We start from the raw sequence: 19,542 nt of genomic DNA on the forward strand, positions 1-19,542 counted from the left end.
GTTTTACTAGGATATAATAATATGAATGCAGAAAATAATTGTATTGTGATTTTTGGTGCGTCAGGTGATTTGACTCATCGTAAATTAATTCCAGCCCTTTATAACCTCTATAAAATCGGGCGTTTAACGGAGAACTTTTCTGTGCTGGGCGTTGCTCGTTCAGATTTAAATGATGAAAGTTTTCGTGATAAAATGCGTAAAGCATTGATTAAACATGAGAAAGCAACAGGTGAGAGTTTAGATAATTTCTGCTCACATTTGTATTACCAATCTGTGAATACGTCTGATGCACAAGATTATGGTAAGTTAGTGCCACGTCTTGATGAATTACACGATAAGTACCAAACCTGTGGTAACACGCTTTATTACCTTTCTACCCCCCCAAGCCTTTATGGCGTGATTCCTGAATGTTTAGCTGCTCACGGCTTGAATACCGAAGAATACGGCTGGAAACGCATTATCGTGGAAAAACCCTTTGGCTATGATTTGAAAACTGCTCACGAATTAGATATTCAGATTCACCGTTTTTTTGAAGAACATCAAATTTACCGTATTGACCATTATTTGGGCAAAGAAACCGTGCAGAACTTACTCGTGCTACGTTTTTCTAACGGCTTATTTGAACCCCTTTGGAGCCGTAATTTTATTGATTATGTGGAAATCACGGGGGCGGAATCTATTGGTGTAGAAGAACGAGGTGGTTATTATGACGGTTCGGGTGCCATGCGTGATATGTTCCAAAACCATTTATTGCAAGTATTGGCAATGGTTGCTATGGAACCGCCAGCGATTATTAATGCTAATTCTATGCGTGATGAAGTGGCGAAAGTATTGCATTGTTTACACCCATTAAATGAAGATGATCTGCAAAATAATTTGGTGCTAGGACAATATACCGAAGCCCAAATTGACGGCGAGCAGGTCAAGGGTTACTTACAAGAAAAGGGCGTACCAGAAGACTCGAATACCGAAACCTTTATGGCGTTACGCTGTAAAATTGATAACTGGCGTTGGGCGGGTGTACCATTTTATGTTCGCACAGGTAAGCGTTTACCAGCACGAGTTACCGAAGTGGTGATTCACTTTAAAACCACACCACACCCAGTATTTAGTCAAAATGCACCAGAGAATAAATTGATTGTTCGTATTCAGCCTGACGAGGGAATTTCAATGCGTTTTGGCTTGAAAAAACCAGGGGCAGGGTTTGATGCGAAAGAAGTATCAATGGATTTCCGTTATTCCGATTTAAGCGGATCATCCAGCCTGTTAACGGCGTATGAACGCTTATTACTTGATGCGATTAAAGGCGATGCAACATTATTTGCTCGTACTGATGCCGTACACGCTTGCTGGAAATTTGTGCAGCCGATTCTTAATTATAAAGAAAATCGTGGTCGTGTATATGAGTATGAAGCTGGCACTTGGGGACCGAAAGAGGCAGATAAACTCATCGCTAAATCGGGGCGAGTATGGCGTAAACCGAGCGGTCAGATGAAGAAAAAAATCTAGGGGAATGTGGAATGAAGACAATTATTTTTGATACGGCACAACAAGCGGTGGAAAACATTGCTGAGCAGTTTTTGCAATTAAGTCAACAGGATAAGCCTGTGCATATTTCCTTATCGGGTGGTAGCACGCCAAAATTGCTGTTTAAAACATTAGCCCAAGCTCCATTTAATACCGAAGTGCGGTGGAAAAATTTGCATTTTTGGTGGGGTGATGAACGTATGGTTGCCCCAACTGATCCTGAAAGCAATTACGGCGAAGTGCAAAAACTGTTATTCGATCATATTCAAATCCCTGCGGAAAATATTCATCGTATTCAAGGCGAAAATGATCCGCAAGCTGAACTCGCTCGTTTTGAGCAAGAAATTCAAGCCAACATTCCCAACGGTGAATTTGATTGGATTATTTTAGGCATGGGCAATGACGGACACACGGCATCCTTATTCCCCCATCAAACGAATTTCAATGATCCGAATTTGGCGGTGATTGCCAAACACCCTGAAAGTGGGCAATTACGAATTTCTAAAACGGCGAAATTGTTGAGCCAAGCGAAACGTATTAGCTATTTAGTCACAGGCGAAGCCAAAGCGGATATTCTCAAAGAAATTGCTACGCACTCCGCCGACCAACTGCCTTATCCTGCGGCGAAAATTCAAAGTTCCAATGGAGTAACGGAGTGGATTTTGGATCGTGGAGCAGCGAAATTGCTGTAATCATTAAGGATTAACAGAATGAAAACACTCGGTATTATCGGCGGAATGAGTCCTGAAAGTACAATAACCTACTATCAGCAAATTAATCGTCTAGTGAATCAAAAGCTAGGTGGAAATCATTCTGCTCCGCTATTAATGGTGAGTGTAGAATTTGAGCAAATTGTACAATGCCAAAAATCAGGCGATTGGCAAAAAGCAGGGGAAATTTTAGCTCAAACAGGACAAAAATTGGAGCAGATGGGGGCTGATGCCATTTTATTGGCAACCAACACAATGCACAAAGTTGCTTCCCAAATTATTGAGCAAATTAATGTCCCGTTTTTGCATATTTTAGATGCGACTGCCAATGCGATTAAGACAAAAGGCTTATCTAAGATTGCGGTATTAGGTACAGCTTTTACGATGCAAGATGAATTTTATCGTAATGGATTAACCCAGCGTGGCATAGAAATGCTGGTACCTGATGCAAAAAATCAGCAAGAAATTCACCGCATTATTTTTGAAGAATTATGCGTAGGGAAAATTCTGCCAACATCAAAACAATTTTATTTGCAGACCATTGCAGAACTCGCTCAACAAGGAGCAGAAGGGGTAATTTTGGGTTGTACTGAAATTGGCTTATTGGTTCAGCAAAATGATACAGCATTGACGTTATTTGATACTGCACAGTTACATAGTGAAATGGCAGTGGAATTTATTTTAAACTAACTTCGACATAGGAGAAAAAAATGTCAGTTAAAGGCGACATCGGCGTTATCGGTTTAGCGGTAATGGGACAAAATTTGATTTTAAATATGAACGACAACGGCTTTAAAGTAGTGGCGTATAACCGTACCACCAGCAAAGTTGACGAGTTCTTACAAGGTGCAGCGAAAGGTACTAACATTATCGGGGCGTATTCACTTGAAGATTTAGCCGCCAAATTAGAAAAACCACGCAAAGTAATGTTAATGGTGCGTGCGGGCGATGTAGTGGATCAATTTATTGATGCCTTATTACCGCACTTAGAGCAAGGTGATATTATCATTGATGGCGGTAACTCAAATTACCCTGATACCAACCGCCGAGTGAAAGCCTTGAGTGAGAAAGGGATTCGCTTTATTGGTTCCGGTGTATCGGGCGGTGAAGAAGGGGCAAGACACGGACCATCTATTATGCCAGGTGGTAACGCTGAAGCGTGGCAATATGTGAAACCGATTTTCCAAGCGATTTCAGCGAAGACTGACAAAGGCGAGCCTTGCTGTGATTGGGTGGGAAAAGACGGTTCAGGTCATTTCGTGAAAATGGTACATAACGGTATTGAATACGGTGATATGCAGTTGATTTGTGAAGCCTACCAATTCTTAAAAGACGGTTTGGGCTTAAATCACGAAGAAATGCAGGCGATTTTTGCCGAGTGGAAAAAAACCGAATTAGATAGCTATCTCATTGATATTACCACCGATATTCTCGGTTACAAAGATACAGACGGTTCGCCATTAGTGGAGAAAATCTTAGATACCGCAGGACAAAAAGGTACGGGTAAATGGACGGGGATTAATGCCCTTGATTTCGGTATTCCATTAACCTTAATCACCGAATCTGTGTTTGCTCGTTGTGTATCTTCTTTCAAAGATCAACGTGTTGCCACGTCAAAATTATTCAACAAGACCATCACGCAAGTCACAGGCGATAAAAAAGTATGGATTGAAGCGGTTCGCCGTGCCTTACTGGCATCAAAAATCATCTCTTACGCACAAGGCTTTATGCTGATTCGTGAAGCATCCGAGAATTTTGAGTGGAATATTAATTACGGTGCAACAGCGTTATTATGGCGTGAGGGCTGCATTATCCGTAGCCGTTTCTTAGGCAATATCCGTGATGCCTATGAAACCAATCCTGATTTAGTGTTCTTAGGTGCTGACCCGTATTTCAAAGGCATCTTAGAAAATTGTTTGAGCGACTGGCGTAAAGTGGTGGCAAAATCTATTGAAGTGGGGATTCCAATGCCTTGTATGGCAAGTGCAATTACTTTCTTAGATGGTTATACGTCCGCCAACTTACCAGCGAACTTGCTACAAGCCCAACGTGACTATTTCGGTGCGCATACTTATGAGCGTACTGACAAACCACGTGGCGAGCATTTCCATACTAACTGGACAGGGCGTGGTGGCAATACAGCATCGACCACTTATGACGTTTAATCTAAATAGGGAACTATTTGTCTATTTTGTATTTAGTTGTTATATAAACAAAAAGTGCGGTATTTTCTACCGCACTTTTCACATTCATTTCAATTATGCTTGAGATGAAATACGTTTCATATCTGTCATATAACCACGTAATTCTTGACCGATTAATTCAATCGGGTGATTGCGAATCGCATCATTCACATCACGTAATAACACGTTATCAATTTCAACCGTTGGTGCAGGTTCACCTAAGTCACCTTTTTGTAAGGTTGGAATTACTTTTTCTGCCAAAATTGGTGTGGCTACGTGGGAGAATAGATAGTTACCATATTCTGCTGTATCAGAAATTACCACGTTCATTTCATATAAACGTTTACGAGCAATGGTGTTGGCAATTAATGGTAATTCGTGTAAAGATTCGTAGTAAGCGGATTCTTCATAAATACCACTTGCCACCATGGTGTCAAACGCCAATTCTACGCCAGCTTTCACCATCGCCACCATTAACACACCGTGATCAAAGTATTCTTGTTCAGAAATTTTGATATTGTCGCCTTTTGGTGAATTTTCAAAAGCCGTTTTGCCTGTGGCTTCACGCCATTTTAACAAGTTTACATCATCATTCGCCCAGTCTGCCATCATGGTTGATGAGAATTCGCCACTGATAATATCGTCCATGTGTTTTTCGAATAAGAACGCTAATTCCTCTTTGATTTGTTCAGATAATTCAAAGGCACGTAATTTGGCACTGTTAGATAAGCGATCTAACATGAGCGTAATGCCACCTTGTTTTAACGCTTCAGTAATCGTTTCCCAACCGTATTGAATTAATTTACCAGCATAAGCTGGGTCTTTGCCGTCAGCCACTAATTTGTCGTAGCAGACGATAGATCCTGCTTGTAACATACCGCAAAGAATAGTTTGTTCGCCCATTAAGTCAGATTTTACTTCTGCTACGAATGAAGATTCTAATACACCTGCACGGTCGCCCCCTGTGGCACTTGCCCATGCTTTAGCGATTGCCATGCCTTCACCTTTCGGATCGTTTTCAGGGTGAACAGCGATTAAGGTTGGCACACCAAAACCACGTTTATATTCTTCACGAACTTCCGTACCTGGGCATTTTGGTGCGACCATGACTACGGTGATGTCTTTGCGAATTTGCTCGCCCACTTCAACGATGTTAAAACCATGAGAATAACCAAATGCAGCACCATTTTTAATTAGAGGCATGACATCTGCCACCACTTTTGAGTGTTGTTTGTCTGGGGTTAAGTTGATGACTAAATCCGCAGTTGGAATGAGTTCTTGGTAAGTGCCAACTTTAAAGCCGTTTTCTGATGCACGTTGGAAAGAAGCACGTTTTTCTGCAATCGCTTCTGGACGTAACGCATAGCTCACATCTAAGCCAGAATCACGCATATTTAAACCTTGGTTTAAACCTTGCGCACCACAACCGATAATCACCACTTTTTTGCCTTTTAAGAAGTTGCAACCATCGGCAAATTCATCACGATCCATAAAGCGGCAACGACCGAGTTGATCGAGTTTTTGACGTAAATTTAATGTATTGAAATAGTTAGACATTTTTGTTTTCCTTGTGAATAAATTAAGGTTTTGTTTGGATATGGTTATTATAGGCTTTTTTTATGTTGCGTAAATTGATATTATTGGTATTTGGTATTGCGGTTTTTGCAATGGTTTTCGCCCCATGGGCGACCGTACTTTCTTTTACTTGTGTAAAAGAAAGCAGGCAAAGAAAAGCACACCCCGACTTCACCGCTTTTCTTTGCTCGTTTGGCATTTTTAGCTAAATTTTGAACTCGCTTCGCTCAGACATGCAAAATTTAGCTAAAAATGCCAAGTCGCAAAGGCGGTTCAGACGGGGCTCCAAGTTTTGACCGAGCGTAAATAAAAGTGCGGTGAAAAATTTGAGAATTCCTAGCACTGGCGTACTAGGTTAAATATGGTAACGCTACTCCGTAGCTTGCACAGCATTTTATTACTTCACCAATGGGGTCCCCATGTTTGCCGCCTGAAAATACTTTAATTTGTAGGAAAATGGCGTCTGTCTGAGCGAAGCGAGTTCAGCCATTTTCCGTTAAGCAAATTAAAGTATTTTCAGGAAATAAGGCAAAGTTGGGGCGTGCTTTCTTTTTGCTTACTTTTGCTTTGCACGAGCAAAGAAAAAGTAAGTCGCCATCGGTGAAATCCGATTGTAATAAAATCATAATTTAAGAGAAAAACTATGAACTTCACCGACCTAAAAATCTTCCTCCACCTCACCCAAACGCAAAACTTCAGCAAAACTGCTACCCAAAATCACATGTCCCCCTCGACACTTTCACGTCAAATTCAACGCATGGAAGAAGAAATTGGACAACCCTTATTTTTACGCGATAATCGTCAAGTTATTCTCACCGAAACGGGTACCAAATTTCTTGTATTTGCTCAACAGCATTGGAATAATTGGCAACAATTCCGTCAGCAATTACAATCAGATTCGCAAGAGTTATATGGTGAGTTGAAATTGTTCTGTTCTGTTACGGCGGCTTATTCTCATTTACCACCAGTGCTGGAAAAATTCCGTTCTCGTTATCCTAAAGTGGAAATTCAATTAACCACAGGCGATCCTGCACTTGCAGTGAAAATGGTGGTGGAGCAACAGGCAGATTTGGCTTTGGCTGGTCGTCCGTTAAATTTGCCTCATTCTATAGAATTCCAACATATTGACAATATTTCGCTTTCTTTAATTGCCCCTAGAGTGGCTTGTTCAGCTACCCAATTATTGCAACAAGATCCTGTTGATTGGCAACAGATTCCTTTTATTCTTCCCGTGGAAGGACCTGCTCGTCAGCGTATCGATCAGTGGTTACAGCAAAAGAAAATTAAACATCCCAAAATTTATGCGACAGTAAGTGGTCATGAAGGGATCATGTCAATGGTGGCATTAGGTTGTGGATTGGCATTACTACCTGATGTGGTGATTAAAAATAGCCCTATGAATACACAGGTGTCATCATTAAATTTAGATATTCCGATAGAACCCTTTGAATTAGGCATTTGTGTACAAAAAAGATCGTTGGCATCACCTTTAGTGAAAGCCTTTTGGTCTATTTTATAAAGAAAAAAGTGCGGTGAAAAATATAATATTTTTCACCGCACTTTTTCATTTATCAACCTATTGTTTTGCTTTTTTAGCGGTAGCTTTTTTGGTTTTAGACAATGTCAATTTTACTTTATTGGCTTTTGCCCAGTCTTTTAAGCGAGTTAAAAATTCTTTACCCATTGGGCTAGGATCACCCGTAAATAATTTTTGTAAGCCATTATTTTCAATAATATGACGGCGTAATTCTAAACGTTCTTGATGATTTTCAGCCAGACGAATAGCACGTTCAATATATTCATCAACTGTATTGGCAATTAACCATTCAGGTAAGCCTAAACGTTTAAATAAGCCCTCATCAATATGTTCATGTACTTCAGGACCTGTTTTACAAATACCGACTAGACCTAAAGTGACCATGTCGATAATACCGTTCGTATTGCCAAATGGGAATGGGTTCACCATCATATCGCAATTATGCAAAATGCTGAGATATTGATGATATGGTGTGTGTTCGTAGGCAGTTGCAGAATCGCCCAAATAGCTTTTAATAAAACGTGCTACGTAAGGATGAGTAATGCCACTTGACTGTCCTAGTGCAAAGTGAAAATGTAGTTTAACTTTAGCTCGATCACGAATGGCTTTTAATGCTTCAAGGAAATATGGATTTAATTTCATTGTCGTTGAAGCGATACCAATATTCACCACTTCTGGATTTTCACGTAATTTATATTCAACTCTTTCAGGTGCTAAAGCAGAGGGGACATAAGGTAAGGCATCTTTTGGTAAACGTAACAATTTTTCGCTAAAGCATTGTTCTGAACCTACATAGTCATCTTCCACTACAACATATTCAATAAAAGGCGAGTGAGTGGTCGCTGGGTGTCCCAGAGCGATAGCTTGAATTGGTGCAAGACGAGTACTGCTGACAAAAATAGGTAATAAATCCATACCAATACTTGGCATATATAACACCGCAGCACCATTATCTTGACAGACTTGTTTGAGAAAATTGAGTTTCTCAAAAATATTGTTGCCTTGTACGATATGGAATTCATCAAAGACATCTCGCCCTAGCTGATCCACTGCCTCATTTCCAACCCCAATAAGGTAAAATAATTCACGAGCGGCACGCATTGAGGTAGAGTGTGTGCGGTAAATAGAGTGAGCGGAATGGAAATGTTCAAGTAACACAACCATTACAGGTTTTCCCTCTCGATAACCAATGTTACTGACATCACGATCCTGCCAACCGCCTTCTAATAAATGCTTACGTATCACTTTATTTAAGGCATTTTTAACCCAATGCTTGTTAGCCGCAATGTCATAACTACAGTGCATATAAACATCGTGTGAAATGCTACTCGGTAAATTGTTCAAATTGGGTAATTGAGCTAAATGTTCAGGGAACCATTGTAATATGGTGCCACGTTTGCTAAATGCTGCGGGTGTTCCGATAAAACGTGGAGATTGTAAGGCAAAGCAAAGTGATGCACATAAATCACGATCAAGTTGCCATAAAGCATCTAGGTTAACCGTTAAATTTGATTCTGGTAAATACATTATACAGAATTTAATCCAACTGGCTTTTTTGGCTTCTAATTGTATATTGGAAGAAGATTTATCAGGATTTAGGTTATAGCTTTGCAAAATATGATCTGCATTGATATAGGGCGATGAGGCAAAAATTAGATTAATCCAACGTTGATAACAAAAAAACTTTAATGCACCTGAATCAGAAATCAGTAAGGCTTTATCAGTAAATAATTGGGTTATGGCATTTGCCATTCGAGTACAAAAATAGACAATGCGATCTTGTGCTAATTCATTTACTGCTAACTGTTTTGGTAAACTAAATTCAATGTCTTGAATACCACCGAAATTACTATCTAATTTATTTAAAATTGCCAATAAGGTATTACAAGCAAGTTCATAATTTTTGGCATTAACTGCCTGTTCAAACTGTTCTACATTCGGTTGAATTTCTGTTTTATTGTCTGTCATAAGATCTCCTTAACAAGTTCCCCATAAATCATATTCATCTGCGTGACTAATCGTTACTGAAATAATATCACCAATTTGCACCGCACTTTGGCTGACATTATCCACATAAACCACCCCGTCAATTTCAGGTGCATCAGCCATTGAGCGACCGATAATCCCATCTTCATCTATTTCATCAACAATGACCGCTAATGTTTTCCCTATTTTTTGCTGTAATCGTTGGGCTGAAATTTGTTGCTGTAATTCCATAAAACGTTGGAATCGTTGTTCTTTTATTTCTTCTGGTACTTGATTTGGCATATCTGTTGCGGTTGCCCCATCTACAGGGCTAAATTTAAAGCAACCGACTCGATCAAGTTGAGCTTCGGTTAGAAAATCCAACAAGAGCTGAAAATCTTCTTCGGTTTCCCCTGGGAAACCCACAATAAAAGTAGAACGTAATATCAATTCAGGGCAGACTTCACGCCATTTCTTGATACGTTCTAAAATACGCTCCACCGAACCAGGGCGTTTCATTAATTTAAGAATTTTTGGGCTGGCATGTTGTAATGGAATATCCAAATAGGGCAAAATTTTACCTGCTGCCATTAAGGGAATTAATTCATCTACGTGCGGATAAGGATACACATAATGCAAACGCACCCACACTTTCAAACTGGCTAACATCTGGCAAAGCGTGATCAGATTATTTTTAATCGGCATGCCATTCCAGAATACGGTTTTATTTTGGTTCTCTTTGCTTTGATCGAGAGAATAAGCCGAAGTATCCTGTGACACTACCAACAATTCTTTTACCCCTGAATCGACTAAGCGTTTTGCTTCATCTAATATTTGCGTAATTGGGCGGCTATCCAAATCACCACGCATAGACGGAATAATACAGAAAGTACATTTATGATCGCAACCTTCAGAAATTTTCAAATACGCATAATGTTTCGGGGTGAGTTTCACGCCTTGACTTGGCACAAGGCTGACATAAGGATTATATTCAGGTTTTGGTACATATTTATGCACATTTTCCATCACCGCTTCATAGCTATGTGGTCCAGTAATTTCTAGCACTTTGGGGTGAACTTCACGAATTTTATCTTCTTTCGCCCCTAAGCAACCCGTTACTAACACGCGACCATTAGCTTCTAACGCTTCACCGATAGCTTCCAATGACTCTTGCACGGCACTATCAATAAATCCGCAGGTATTAACAATCACTAAATCAGCATTTTCATAAGTAGGGATAATATTGTAACCGTCAGTACGTAACTCGGTAAGAATTCGCTCGGAATCGACTAAATTTTTCGGACAACCAAGGCTAACAAAGCCAATATTGGGTGTTTTTGATGACATAGATAATCTTAAAATAGTGTAAAAAAATTTGGACGTATTGTACAAAAATTTTAATTGAAAGGCGACCACATAAGTATAAATATTGTGTAAAGTTCATAAAATTTGTTAAAAAAATACCGCACTTTGATAGCAAAGTACGGCATTTTTCTCAAATTAATGATGGTGATGACCACATCCACAACCATGACCTTCATCATCGGAATCATGGTGATGACCACCACAACAACCGCCTTCTGAATGAATATGACCGTGGGCAATTTCTTCTAATGTCGCTTCACGGGTTGCCACCACTTCCACCGTGAAATGCAATTCTTGACCCGCTAACATGTGATTGCCGTCAACCACCACATCAGTTTCACCCACTTCGGTAATCACTACAGGCAAAGGTCCCATATCCGTATCTGCAATAAAACGCATACCGACAGCTAATTCATCTACGCCTTGGAATACATCTTTTGGTACGCGTTGCACCATATTTTCATTGTATTCGCCATAACCTTCTTCAGGTTTTACACGTACTTCAAATTTATCACCAACGTCTTTGCCCTCTAACGCATTTTCTAAACCGATCACTAAATTATTATGACCTTGTAAATAGTCTAATGGCTGATTTGCAGGTGCTTCATCCACTAATACACCATCTTCGGTGCGTACTTGATAAGCAATGCTTACCACCACATTTTTTGCTACTTTCATTTTTTTCTCCAATCTAAAAAAGGGCTTTATTCTATAGTAAATAATAACAAATAGCTAATTATTCAATTAACTGAATTGCACCTATTGCTTGCACACTGATTTTGGTACGTCCAGTTTCTAGTGGCACAGCTTGATCTGCGGTCATTTTTACCGCATATAGCATTTTATCTTGATTATAACCCGAATCATTTTGAGCCTGTAAATATAACGACACAATACGATAATGCTTAAACGACAAAGATGTTTGAATTAGCTCTGCTTTTTGCTGAAATTTATGGAGAGCTTGTTGAGATAACACATCTTCCAATTTTCTCTGGCTTCTGGTGATAACGTTGTATTAATGTTTTCAATCGACAACACATCCGATAGTTCATCCACTAATTGTGATAAAACCGCTTGATTCTGACTTTCTAAAACAAAATCCACTCGTTCTATCCAACCATTTTTCTGCCCTTTATCGTTGTAACGTAAATTTGTGCTTCGGTTGTGGTGCTTAATGACTACGGCGGATTGAGTTTTAATTTTGTTGATAGATTGATTTAATTTATCGGAAATCACTTGATGCAAAGTTTGTAAATTTGCATTTTCTTCTTGCAAAAAGAGTTTAACTTGCAACACATCAGCGGGTACTTCTTGCTCCGCCTGCACACTGAAATTCACAATATTACTATCGGATACCACAGATTCATTCGCTATAGCCATAAAAGGCAAAGCGAATAAGGCAAGCCATAAGATTTTATTCTTTATCATCTTCGTCAAATTCCTCATCAAAGAACTCACCGTCATCACCATATTCATCATCTGATCCATTCGGATCTTCAAAATAGGTTCCCCAACCGTCATAAATCCCGCCATGTTTAGCAACCAACGGCACAATTTCTTTTTGTTGAGCATCAATAATTTCCGCTTTCAATTCCACTTCGGCAATAATATCAAAACAGAACAATAATTTACCGTTATCATCTTCCCATTCTTCTGCCTCCGACACTTCATAGCCTGCTTTGAACGCATCGACTGCAATTTTTTCTAATTTGTCAAAATCGTAGTGAGCAATGTGGTGTTCAATAATATAAAGTGCGTTCGGATCGCTACCGTCATTGAGTAAATTCGCAATAATTTCACGGGTTTTTGCTTGTGATTCTACTTGGGGAGGGATGTTTGGTATGGTCATAATGTTTTCCTTATTGGGTGTAAATTTGGGGTATTTTAACAGAAATATTAGGGTGTTTCTTGGGTTGAAATAAATATTTATATTAGCTGTTTAAAAATGGTAGACACAAAGATGTGCCCCAGCTCTTTATTTTTTGAGAGCCTATACCAAAATTTGTGTAAATACCTGTTTCTGAGATAATAACCAAAAACAGGTATTTTCATTATGAATGAACAACAAATTAAATTATTAGCGAATGAATTAGCTAAAAACCTCAAAACACCAGAAGATCTCAATCAGCTTTCTCGCGTGCTGAAAAAAATCACTGTGGAAGCCGCTCTCAATACTGAGCTTACAGAACATCTTGGTTATAAGAAAAATCAGCCAAGAAAGGCTAAAATAGCCGAAATGGTTATAGTCAAAAAACCTTGCTCACCGATGAGGGAGATATTGAACTCAACATTCCCCGAGATCGTGAAAGCACCTTTGAACCCCAAATTATTAAGAAAAATCAAACTCGCATCACGGGTATGGATGAGCAAATCATTGCCTTATATGCCAAAGGGTTAAGTAATCAAGAGATTGTTGATTCGTTTAAGGAATTTTATGATGCCGATGTTTCATCTAGCCTAATTTCTCGGGTGACTGATTCAGTCAAAGAACGCATTATTGAGTGGCAAAATGAACCCCTTAATGCGGTGTATGCCATTGTTTATTTGGATTGTATCGTGGTGAAAGTTCGCCAAGACGGACGCATTATCAATAAAGCCGTGTTTGTCGCTCTTGGTGTGAATCTGGACGGACGCAAAGAGCTGTTAGGGCTGTGGATTGCCGAAAATGAAGGGTCAAAATTTTGGTTAAACGTACTAACCGAGCTTAAAAATCGTGGCGTACAGGATATTCTGATTGCTTGCATTGATGGTTTAAAAGGCTTTCCTGAAGCGATTAATACTGTTTTTCCTGAAACGAAAATTCAGCTTTGTATCGTGCATATGGTTCGTAATAGTTTGAAATATGTCACTTGGAAAGATTACAAAGCCGTGACAGGGGATTTAAAGCTGATTTATCAAGCACCTACGGAACAGGTAGCCCTACAGGCACTGGCTAATTTTGAGCAAAAATGGCAAGCAAAATACCCATTAATCGCCAAAAGCTGGCAGACTCATTGGGCGAATTTAGCCACGATTTTCAGCTATCCTGACGATATTCGCAAGGCAATTTACACGACAAATGCGATAGAATCGTTAAATAGCGTGATTCGACGAGTGATTAAAAAACGAAATGTCTTCCCGACAGACGAATCCGTGATTAAAATAGTCTGGCTTGCGATTAAAGATGCGTCTAAAAAATGGTCAATGCCAATCCGAAATTGGCGAGCAGCATTGAACCATTTTGTGCTAGAATTTGGTGATCGCTTAAATGATCACCTTTAAGTGAAATTGGTGTTTACACAAAATATGGGATAGGCTCAACCATTTTGTGCTAGAATTTGGTGATCGCTTAAATGATCACCTTTAAGTGAAATTGGTGTTTACACAAAATATGGGATAGGCTCTTTTTTGAGATTTTTCTTCAGTCTGATGATTATCAGGATTTTTCTGATTATTTTTCTTCATTGTTTCCATAAAACGTTTTTCAACTTCAAAAAATTCTTGATGAAAATTAATATTTAAATATCTTGTTTTCGCTGTATATAAAGCGTTCTCTATAGTTGAACTGGCTAGAAATTTATTTTCAGATAACATTTCTAATAATTCCATTCTCCCTTGTGCCAAAGTATCTAATTCGTATGAGAAAATGATTTCAACAATATCCTGTTCTGTTTCTAGCGTAAAGTTATTGTTAATCAGGAAATCTCTCATCGTTTCATTTCCTGATTTTTTCTCTTTAGATTGCTCTACGAAAAGTTTAAATTTTTTAAACAAATAAGCTCTGCTATGACTTGTTAGAACCAAATTTTTATTTTTATCCTTGTTTTTGTTCTCATTTTTAATATCGTTTCTGCTATCACTATATTTTTCTAATTTCTTAGATAACGTTTTATTTAGATTTTTATTTAACAAAAGAAATTCTATTAGTTCTTTATCTTCTGATATTTTTTCCTGAATTTCAAAATCTTTGGTATTTTCAGCCAATATTCGTTTTAAACGCAAATTACCGATTTCTAGGATTTTATTTTTTATTGAGTTATTTAAACTCTCATTTTTGACGAATATTTCTCCAATGTTACTATTTGAATATTTATCATTGATAAGTTTTAATAATCGCTCTTGTGTATTTCTCGTTAAATTATCTAATTTAGATAAGCATTGAATTGATTTATTATCATTAAACTCAAGTAAAATCATTTGTTCTTTTTCAGAATAGACACTGCGTGAAAATAAACTTGCTCGCATAGAACTATCCTTAATAAGATCAAGGGCTAGATCTAATGAAGTATTCGAATGTTTAACAATTTCTTTTCTTAAAATTTTCCACTCATCACACGATTTTTCCCATTTGCCATTATCCGCAAATTGTTCTTTCTTCGGTTCTTCCACGCTCAACTGTTTATCTAGCAATTCCGTTGTACAGAATGGATTACTAAACACCGCTTTGCGTACTTTAAATTCTTTATCGCTGGCAAGTTGTTTTAATAAATCTTCGGTAACTTCATCACTCTCTGCCACTTTCAACCGTTCCAAATAATTCGGGTTATTTGCCATTTTCTGCATTTCGGCAATACTAAAGCCGTCTTTTTCGGATGCAGGTGATAAATAAAGTTCATCAAATTTTTTCTCATATTCGCCCACTTTATCACGCATTGTTTTACGCAGTGGAATGGTGGCACGAATGGCTTTGATTAAGGTATCTTGATCGAGCTTTTTATCATCTAAAAACGCATTTTTAGTGGCTTCAAAAATCGCATTTTCAATATCTGCCCCCGAATAATCACGGCATTTCTGGGCGAGATTGTCTAAATCAAATTGGCTTGGGTCTTGTTTGGCATTGTTTAATTGAATTTCAATAATCTTTTTGCGTTCGGCTTTATTCGGAAAACCCACATAAAAGATTTCATCAAAACGCCCTTTGCGGAGTAATTCAGGGGGCAGTGCGGTAATATCGTTGGCGGTGGCAATCACAAAAACAGGGCTCGTTTTTTCTTGCATCCACGTTAAAAAATAGCCAAATAGCCTTGTGCTAACGCCCGTGCTATCTGAGCCGTTAATGCCTGCAAAGGCTTTTTCCAGCTCATCTACCCACAATACGCAAGGGCTAATACTTTCCGCCATTGTGAGTGCTTTACGCATATTGGCTTCGCTGTTGCCCACATATTGTCCAAGTAATGAACCCATATCAAGCCGTAATAATGGTTGTTCAAATAACACCGCAGCCGCTTTGGCAGTCAAGGATTTCCCACAGCCTGGCATACCCGCTATTAACGTACCTTTCGGTGCTTTTACCCCAAATTCTTTGGCTTCATCTAAACGTTTTAATACTTTCGCTTGATTTTTTAGCCACGTTTTTAAATGTTCCAAGCCACCAATTTTCTCTACTGAAATATTGTCGGTTTTTTCCATCGCTAATACGCCACCTTTGGCAATGATTTGCTCTTTTTGCTCCCGAATGGTTTTGAGTGCATCGGTAATATTTTCACTTGAAACGCATTGATTCTGCTGTTGAATAAAGGTCATTAGTTGTTGAATTTCTAATTCTTGCAGACCTGAAAGTGCGGTGGTTAATTGGGCTTTTAACTCTTCGTCAATAGGATATTGCGTTAATATGGCGTGAATATCTTGTTCCGTTGGGCGTGGCAATTCAAGCAGGGTAATATAGGGTTCAATATCAGACGGAATGTAAAGTTCCGCCGATTGTAAAATAACGACTGTTTGATCATCGGGCTGATTTTGTTTAATTCTTTCTAGCAAATGTTGTAACTTTGCCACAATATGTGGGTAATGCTCAAAGGCAAGTTTGGCATTTTTGATTAAGATGATTTTATTGTCGAGTTCGTCCAGTAATTCACTTAATGCTGTGTCGAATTTCAATTCGGTATTTAATACCGAGCCATTTTGGAAATCAATACGACCATAAGCAAGATTGAGTTCAATGACTTTAAAATTTAGCTGGTTTGCGATAGTGGTGAGAATATTTTCTACACGTTCCACTTCACTGGTGTAGAAATAAAAGGCAGGATAACCTGCGTTAATTTTTTGGATAATGGTTTGGGTGAAATTCATTGTTTTTTCCTATTTTTAATTGGGGGAAAGTAAATTTGTATTAGAAGCCAAAGAAACTTGCTACTGCTCTAGCCCCACTTGAAATAGCCAATCCAACAGATGAAACGACATCTTTTACAACTTCAACGCCCGTACTTACAACTGATTTCGCTGTATCAGCCACATAATCAATCGCCTTATTCGCAATTTCTTTGCCTTTATTAATTAACGGCTTGACGACTTTTTCGCCGATTTTCTCGCCAACCCATTCGCCCACAAATGCTCCAACCGTGCCACCGATTGCCGCCCCAGCTGGACCAAATAAACTACCGACTGCCGTACCGATCCCGCGCCCTGCGACGGTTGTACCTTTTTTCACAACATTCGTGGCGGTACGTTCTAAATAAGTCGCTGCTTTCGCCACCGCAAACTTCGCTTTCTCTTTGGTCGCTTCCACATAATCAATCGCTTTACGTTCCACTGCATCAAAAATACGCAAGTCGTTCCAGCCCTCGCTAACATTTAGCGTAAGTTTGGTGATGTTATCGCGAATTTGACCAATGCGATTTTCTACATTTTCTGCCACATCAAACACATTTTTCACCCGGCCTTTTTTCGCTTAAACCACAAAACCGCCCGACATTGCCACTTGCACACCTTTATTTTCGGCACTATCCACAGATGATCGTAGAATTTTGCGTAATTCTTCACTACGGCTCAAATTTTCCTGACCCATCACCGCGTTGCATAAACGAGAACCCAAACTTTTCGCACTTTGCAAGGCAAAATTATAGTTGGCATTCAACGCTAAGCGTTTTTCGATATTGCGTGCAGAATTGAGTACGCTGTTGGTTTGTTCATTGAATGGGTGAAAATCCTGTTTACCAAGTTGTTCACCCATATAAAGCTCGGCAAATTGCCCATTGGCTTGCTGAACACCAATACGCATACCGTCTGCGATTTCTTGTGCATCCAGTGCGTGGGCAGCTGCGACCGTTTCAATTTTTTGATTTAAGAAATTGGCAAGGGTTTTACCTTTGTTGAGATGTTGATTAATGGCAACTTGGTTAGCGGTGAGTTCGTCCACCACGGAAATAATCAGATCCGCCGTGTCGGTTTTGTCTTGCTCGCTTGCCCAAATATCTTGATATTGATCGAAGCGTCCGATTAACCAAGTGCGAATGGGCATATTTCTACCGTGATCCAAATAATCTTGCACAAACTCACCTACGGTTTTCGCCGTGTTTTTTGCCGCTTCGTGATTTGGGAAAAGATTTTTCTCAATTTCATCGGCTAATTGTGTTTGATATTCATCGCTTTTAAGGTGGTCGAGATTAAATTCTATTGATTGCATAAAAACTCCTCTATTAATACATTTCATATCTATTACTTTCTTCCTGTAGCAAATTCATTAATTTGGCGTGAATAAATAATTTGTCACGCCCGACATTGATTTCATTAAGTACATGGATTTCACACAAGGCTTGTAAATATTTTGATGCGGTTTGTCGCTTGGCAATACCTGAATTTTCAAGATTGGCAATGCGAGTGTAAGGTTGTTCAAATAATAAATCGACTAACTCTCGGCTATAAATTGCAGGCAAGTTTTGTTGGATATAAGATCGAGTATGTTGTGCAAGGTTTTTGATCGCTTCGATTTTTTTCACTGTCCAAATTGCTGTATCTTCAATGCCTTTTAATAGATAGATAATCCATTCTCGCCAATTATTTTGGCTAGTCACCTCATTTAATAAGCGATAATAATCGGTTTTATTTTTGATAATGTAGCGACTGAGATACAAAATCGGTAGGCTCAATAGTCCTTTTTCAATGAGTAATAAGCTATTTAACACTCGACCTGTACGCCCATTACCGTCCGTAAAAGGGTGAATGGCTTCAAATTGATAATGTGCAACGGCTAAAATAATGAGCGGATCTAAATCGCTATTCTGGTGAATAAAACGTTCCCAATTAGCGAGTTTATCTCGAATAAGTTGTTCGCCTTCAGGTGGCGTATAAATAATCTTATTGGTCGTTGGGTTACCCAATGCCGTCCCCACAGATTGACGAATATCCATTGTTCGCCCCTTAATTTCACTGCAAATTAATACTGCTGTTTGAGTACTTAATGGTAAGCGTTCAAGACTTTGTACTCCAGCGAATAACGCCGTTCGATAGCGTAAGGCTTCTTTGGTAGCACCGTCTTGTGCTTCACCTGTAAATTGCATAGATTGAAAAATTTTATCCGTGGTAGTGACAATATTTTCAATTTCACTACTGGCACAGGCTTCCATTACAGGCAATGTATTGATTAACATGGCTTGATTAGGAATTAGTTCAGCAGCTTGTTTTAATTCCGCCAAAGCAGCACGAGCCAAGATTGTTTGTTTAAGAATATCTTTTGTTTCAAGATCTTGTGCAGGGGGGAGATTAGGTAGCTGATTATAAGGTCGTTTGGGATTCCAATTTATCATCTTTAAATTTTCCATTTTTTTAAATGTATTTTTAGTATATGTTTATGTGATAGACATATCAAGAGAATATGTTTAAATTTCTTGACTTTTTAAGTTTAACCCTGCACTTGCGTACAGGGTTCACCATGGTAACGATACTCCGCATCTGGAATGAATTAAGCCACAGCGTGGCGTAACCA

At 38.9% G+C, this 19,542-nt stretch carries 16 protein-coding genes and 1 pseudogene; 6 read left to right on the plus strand and 11 right to left on the minus strand.

Annotated features, from left to right (window positions below; genetic code table 11):
* Positions 1 to 21: 21 nt before the first annotated feature.
* The 4 genes from zwf to gnd are packed head-to-tail and all read left to right on the plus strand — an operon-like array spanning position 22 to position 4,402.
* The gene (gene zwf, locus O1Q81_RS01890) at positions 22 to 1,509 is read left to right on the plus strand and encodes a glucose-6-phosphate dehydrogenase (protein WP_386688586.1); all 1,488 of its coding nucleotides are present in this window, start codon (positions 22 to 24) and stop codon (positions 1,507 to 1,509) included.
* An 11-nt stretch (positions 1,510 to 1,520) separates the two neighbouring features.
* The gene (gene pgl, locus O1Q81_RS01895; RefSeq protein ID WP_386688584.1) at positions 1,521 to 2,219 is read left to right on the plus strand and encodes a 6-phosphogluconolactonase; all 699 of its coding nucleotides are present in this window, start codon (positions 1,521 to 1,523) and stop codon (positions 2,217 to 2,219) included.
* A gap of 18 nt (positions 2,220 to 2,237) precedes the next feature.
* A complete protein-coding gene (locus O1Q81_RS01900; protein WP_386697939.1) occupies positions 2,238 to 2,927 on the plus strand; it encodes an aspartate/glutamate racemase family protein in 690 nt (229 codons plus the stop codon).
* Between the two features lie 20 nt (positions 2,928 to 2,947).
* A complete protein-coding gene (gnd, locus tag O1Q81_RS01905) occupies positions 2,948 to 4,402 on the plus strand; it encodes a decarboxylating NADP(+)-dependent phosphogluconate dehydrogenase (RefSeq protein ID WP_386695399.1) in 1,455 nt (484 codons plus the stop codon).
* A gap of 93 nt (positions 4,403 to 4,495) precedes the next feature.
* Here gnd and ilvC read toward each other — a convergent pair whose 3' ends face one another.
* Positions 4,496 to 5,977 (minus strand): ketol-acid reductoisomerase, encoded by a 1,482-nt coding sequence (ilvC, locus tag O1Q81_RS01910; protein WP_386688578.1) that lies wholly within the window; start codon positions 5,975 to 5,977, stop codon positions 4,496 to 4,498.
* A gap of 661 nt (positions 5,978 to 6,638) precedes the next feature.
* Here ilvC and ilvY point away from each other — a divergent pair.
* Complete coding sequence (gene ilvY / locus O1Q81_RS01915; protein ID WP_386688576.1) at positions 6,639 to 7,514, plus strand: HTH-type transcriptional activator IlvY; 876 nt, start codon at positions 6,639 to 6,641, stop codon at positions 7,512 to 7,514.
* A 57-nt stretch (positions 7,515 to 7,571) separates the two neighbouring features.
* On the opposite strand, the gene O1Q81_RS01920 is transcribed toward ilvY, so the two are convergent.
* The 6 genes from O1Q81_RS01920 to rraB form a co-directional block, all read right to left on the minus strand.
* Complete coding sequence (locus O1Q81_RS01920) at positions 7,572 to 9,500, minus strand: adhesin (protein WP_386697941.1); 1,929 nt, start codon at positions 9,498 to 9,500, stop codon at positions 7,572 to 7,574.
* A 9-nt stretch (positions 9,501 to 9,509) separates the two neighbouring features.
* On the minus strand, positions 9,510 to 10,844 hold the full coding sequence (rimO, locus tag O1Q81_RS01925) for a 30S ribosomal protein S12 methylthiotransferase RimO (RefSeq protein WP_386697943.1): 1,335 nt from the start codon (positions 10,842 to 10,844) through the stop codon (positions 9,510 to 9,512).
* A gap of 153 nt (positions 10,845 to 10,997) precedes the next feature.
* Positions 10,998 to 11,540 carry a peptidylprolyl isomerase gene (gene slyD / locus O1Q81_RS01930; RefSeq protein WP_386688565.1) on the minus strand — a complete coding sequence of 181 codons (543 nt, stop codon included), beginning with the start codon at positions 11,538 to 11,540 and terminating at the stop codon, positions 10,998 to 11,000.
* 58 nt (positions 11,541 to 11,598) lie between these two features.
* Positions 11,599 to 11,838 (minus strand): hypothetical protein, encoded by a 240-nt coding sequence (locus tag O1Q81_RS01935; RefSeq protein ID WP_386697944.1) that lies wholly within the window; start codon positions 11,836 to 11,838, stop codon positions 11,599 to 11,601.
* The gene (locus O1Q81_RS01940; protein WP_386697946.1) at positions 11,790 to 12,290 is read right to left on the minus strand and encodes an SIMPL domain-containing protein; all 501 of its coding nucleotides are present in this window, start codon (positions 12,288 to 12,290) and stop codon (positions 11,790 to 11,792) included. Before O1Q81_RS01940 ends, O1Q81_RS01935 begins: the two co-directional genes overlap by 49 nt.
* Positions 12,277 to 12,711: a ribonuclease E inhibitor RraB gene (gene rraB / locus O1Q81_RS01945; protein ID WP_386697948.1), complete on the minus strand. Its 435-nt coding sequence runs from the start codon at positions 12,709 to 12,711 to the stop codon at positions 12,277 to 12,279. The genes O1Q81_RS01940 and rraB overlap by 14 nt, the downstream gene beginning before the upstream one ends.
* A 204-nt stretch (positions 12,712 to 12,915) precedes the next feature.
* Here rraB and O1Q81_RS01950 point away from each other — a divergent pair.
* Positions 12,916 to 14,123, plus strand: a pseudogene (locus O1Q81_RS01950) (IS256 family transposase).
* Positions 14,124 to 14,204: 81 nt separating this feature from the next.
* Here O1Q81_RS01950 and O1Q81_RS01955 read toward each other — a convergent pair.
* The 4 genes from O1Q81_RS01955 to fic are packed head-to-tail and all read right to left on the minus strand — an operon-like array spanning position 14,205 to position 19,363.
* Entirely contained in the window at positions 14,205 to 16,910 is a 2,706-nt protein-coding gene (locus O1Q81_RS01955; protein WP_386697950.1) for an AAA family ATPase, read from the minus strand.
* A gap of 40 nt (positions 16,911 to 16,950) precedes the next feature.
* Positions 16,951 to 17,493, minus strand: a complete 543-nt coding sequence (locus O1Q81_RS01960) for a glycine zipper domain-containing protein (RefSeq protein WP_386697952.1) — start codon at positions 17,491 to 17,493, stop codon at positions 16,951 to 16,953.
* Positions 17,494 to 17,508: 15 nt separating this feature from the next.
* Positions 17,509 to 18,243, minus strand: a complete 735-nt coding sequence (locus O1Q81_RS01965) for a hypothetical protein (RefSeq protein ID WP_386697954.1) — start codon at positions 18,241 to 18,243, stop codon at positions 17,509 to 17,511.
* Positions 18,244 to 18,256: 13 nt separating this feature from the next.
* On the minus strand, positions 18,257 to 19,363 hold the full coding sequence (fic, locus tag O1Q81_RS01970; protein WP_386697956.1) for a protein adenylyltransferase Fic: 1,107 nt from the start codon (positions 19,361 to 19,363) through the stop codon (positions 18,257 to 18,259).
* Positions 19,364 to 19,542 lie beyond the last annotated feature (179 nt).

Source organism: Lonepinella sp. MS14436, assembly GCF_042470565.1.
In the GTDB taxonomy this organism is placed as follows: Bacteria; Pseudomonadota; Gammaproteobacteria; order Enterobacterales; family Pasteurellaceae; genus Lonepinella.

What these genes read in the sequence shown, in the direction of transcription:
- zwf (WP_386688586.1), top strand. Translation starts at nt 22, where the DNA reads ATGAATGCAGAAAATAATTGTATTGTGATTTTTGGTGCGTCAGGTGAT.
- pgl (WP_386688584.1), top strand. Translation starts at nt 1,521, where the DNA reads ATGAAGACAATTATTTTTGATACGGCACAACAAGCGGTGGAAAACATT.
- O1Q81_RS01900 (WP_386697939.1), top strand. Translation starts at nt 2,238, where the DNA reads ATGAAAACACTCGGTATTATCGGCGGAATGAGTCCTGAAAGTACAATA.
- gnd (WP_386695399.1), top strand. Translation starts at nt 2,948, where the DNA reads ATGTCAGTTAAAGGCGACATCGGCGTTATCGGTTTAGCGGTAATGGGA.
- ilvC (WP_386688578.1), bottom strand. Translation starts at nt 5,977, where the DNA reads ATGTCTAACTATTTCAATACATTAAATTTACGTCAAAAACTCGATCAA.
- ilvY (WP_386688576.1), top strand. Translation starts at nt 6,639, where the DNA reads ATGAACTTCACCGACCTAAAAATCTTCCTCCACCTCACCCAAACGCAA.
- O1Q81_RS01920 (WP_386697941.1), bottom strand. Translation starts at nt 9,500, where the DNA reads ATGACAGACAATAAAACAGAAATTCAACCGAATGTAGAACAGTTTGAA.
- rimO (WP_386697943.1), bottom strand. Translation starts at nt 10,844, where the DNA reads ATGTCATCAAAAACACCCAATATTGGCTTTGTTAGCCTTGGTTGTCCG.
- slyD (WP_386688565.1), bottom strand. Translation starts at nt 11,540, where the DNA reads ATGAAAGTAGCAAAAAATGTGGTGGTAAGCATTGCTTATCAAGTACGC.
- O1Q81_RS01940 (WP_386697946.1), bottom strand. Translation starts at nt 12,290, where the DNA reads ATGATAAAGAATAAAATCTTATGGCTTGCCTTATTCGCTTTGCCTTTT.
- rraB (WP_386697948.1), bottom strand. Translation starts at nt 12,711, where the DNA reads ATGACCATACCAAACATCCCTCCCCAAGTAGAATCACAAGCAAAAACC.
- O1Q81_RS01955 (WP_386697950.1), bottom strand. Translation starts at nt 16,910, where the DNA reads ATGAATTTCACCCAAACCATTATCCAAAAAATTAACGCAGGTTATCCT.
- O1Q81_RS01965 (WP_386697954.1), bottom strand. Translation starts at nt 18,243, where the DNA reads ATGCAATCAATAGAATTTAATCTCGACCACCTTAAAAGCGATGAATAT.
- fic (WP_386697956.1), bottom strand. Translation starts at nt 19,363, where the DNA reads ATGATAAATTGGAATCCCAAACGACCTTATAATCAGCTACCTAATCTC.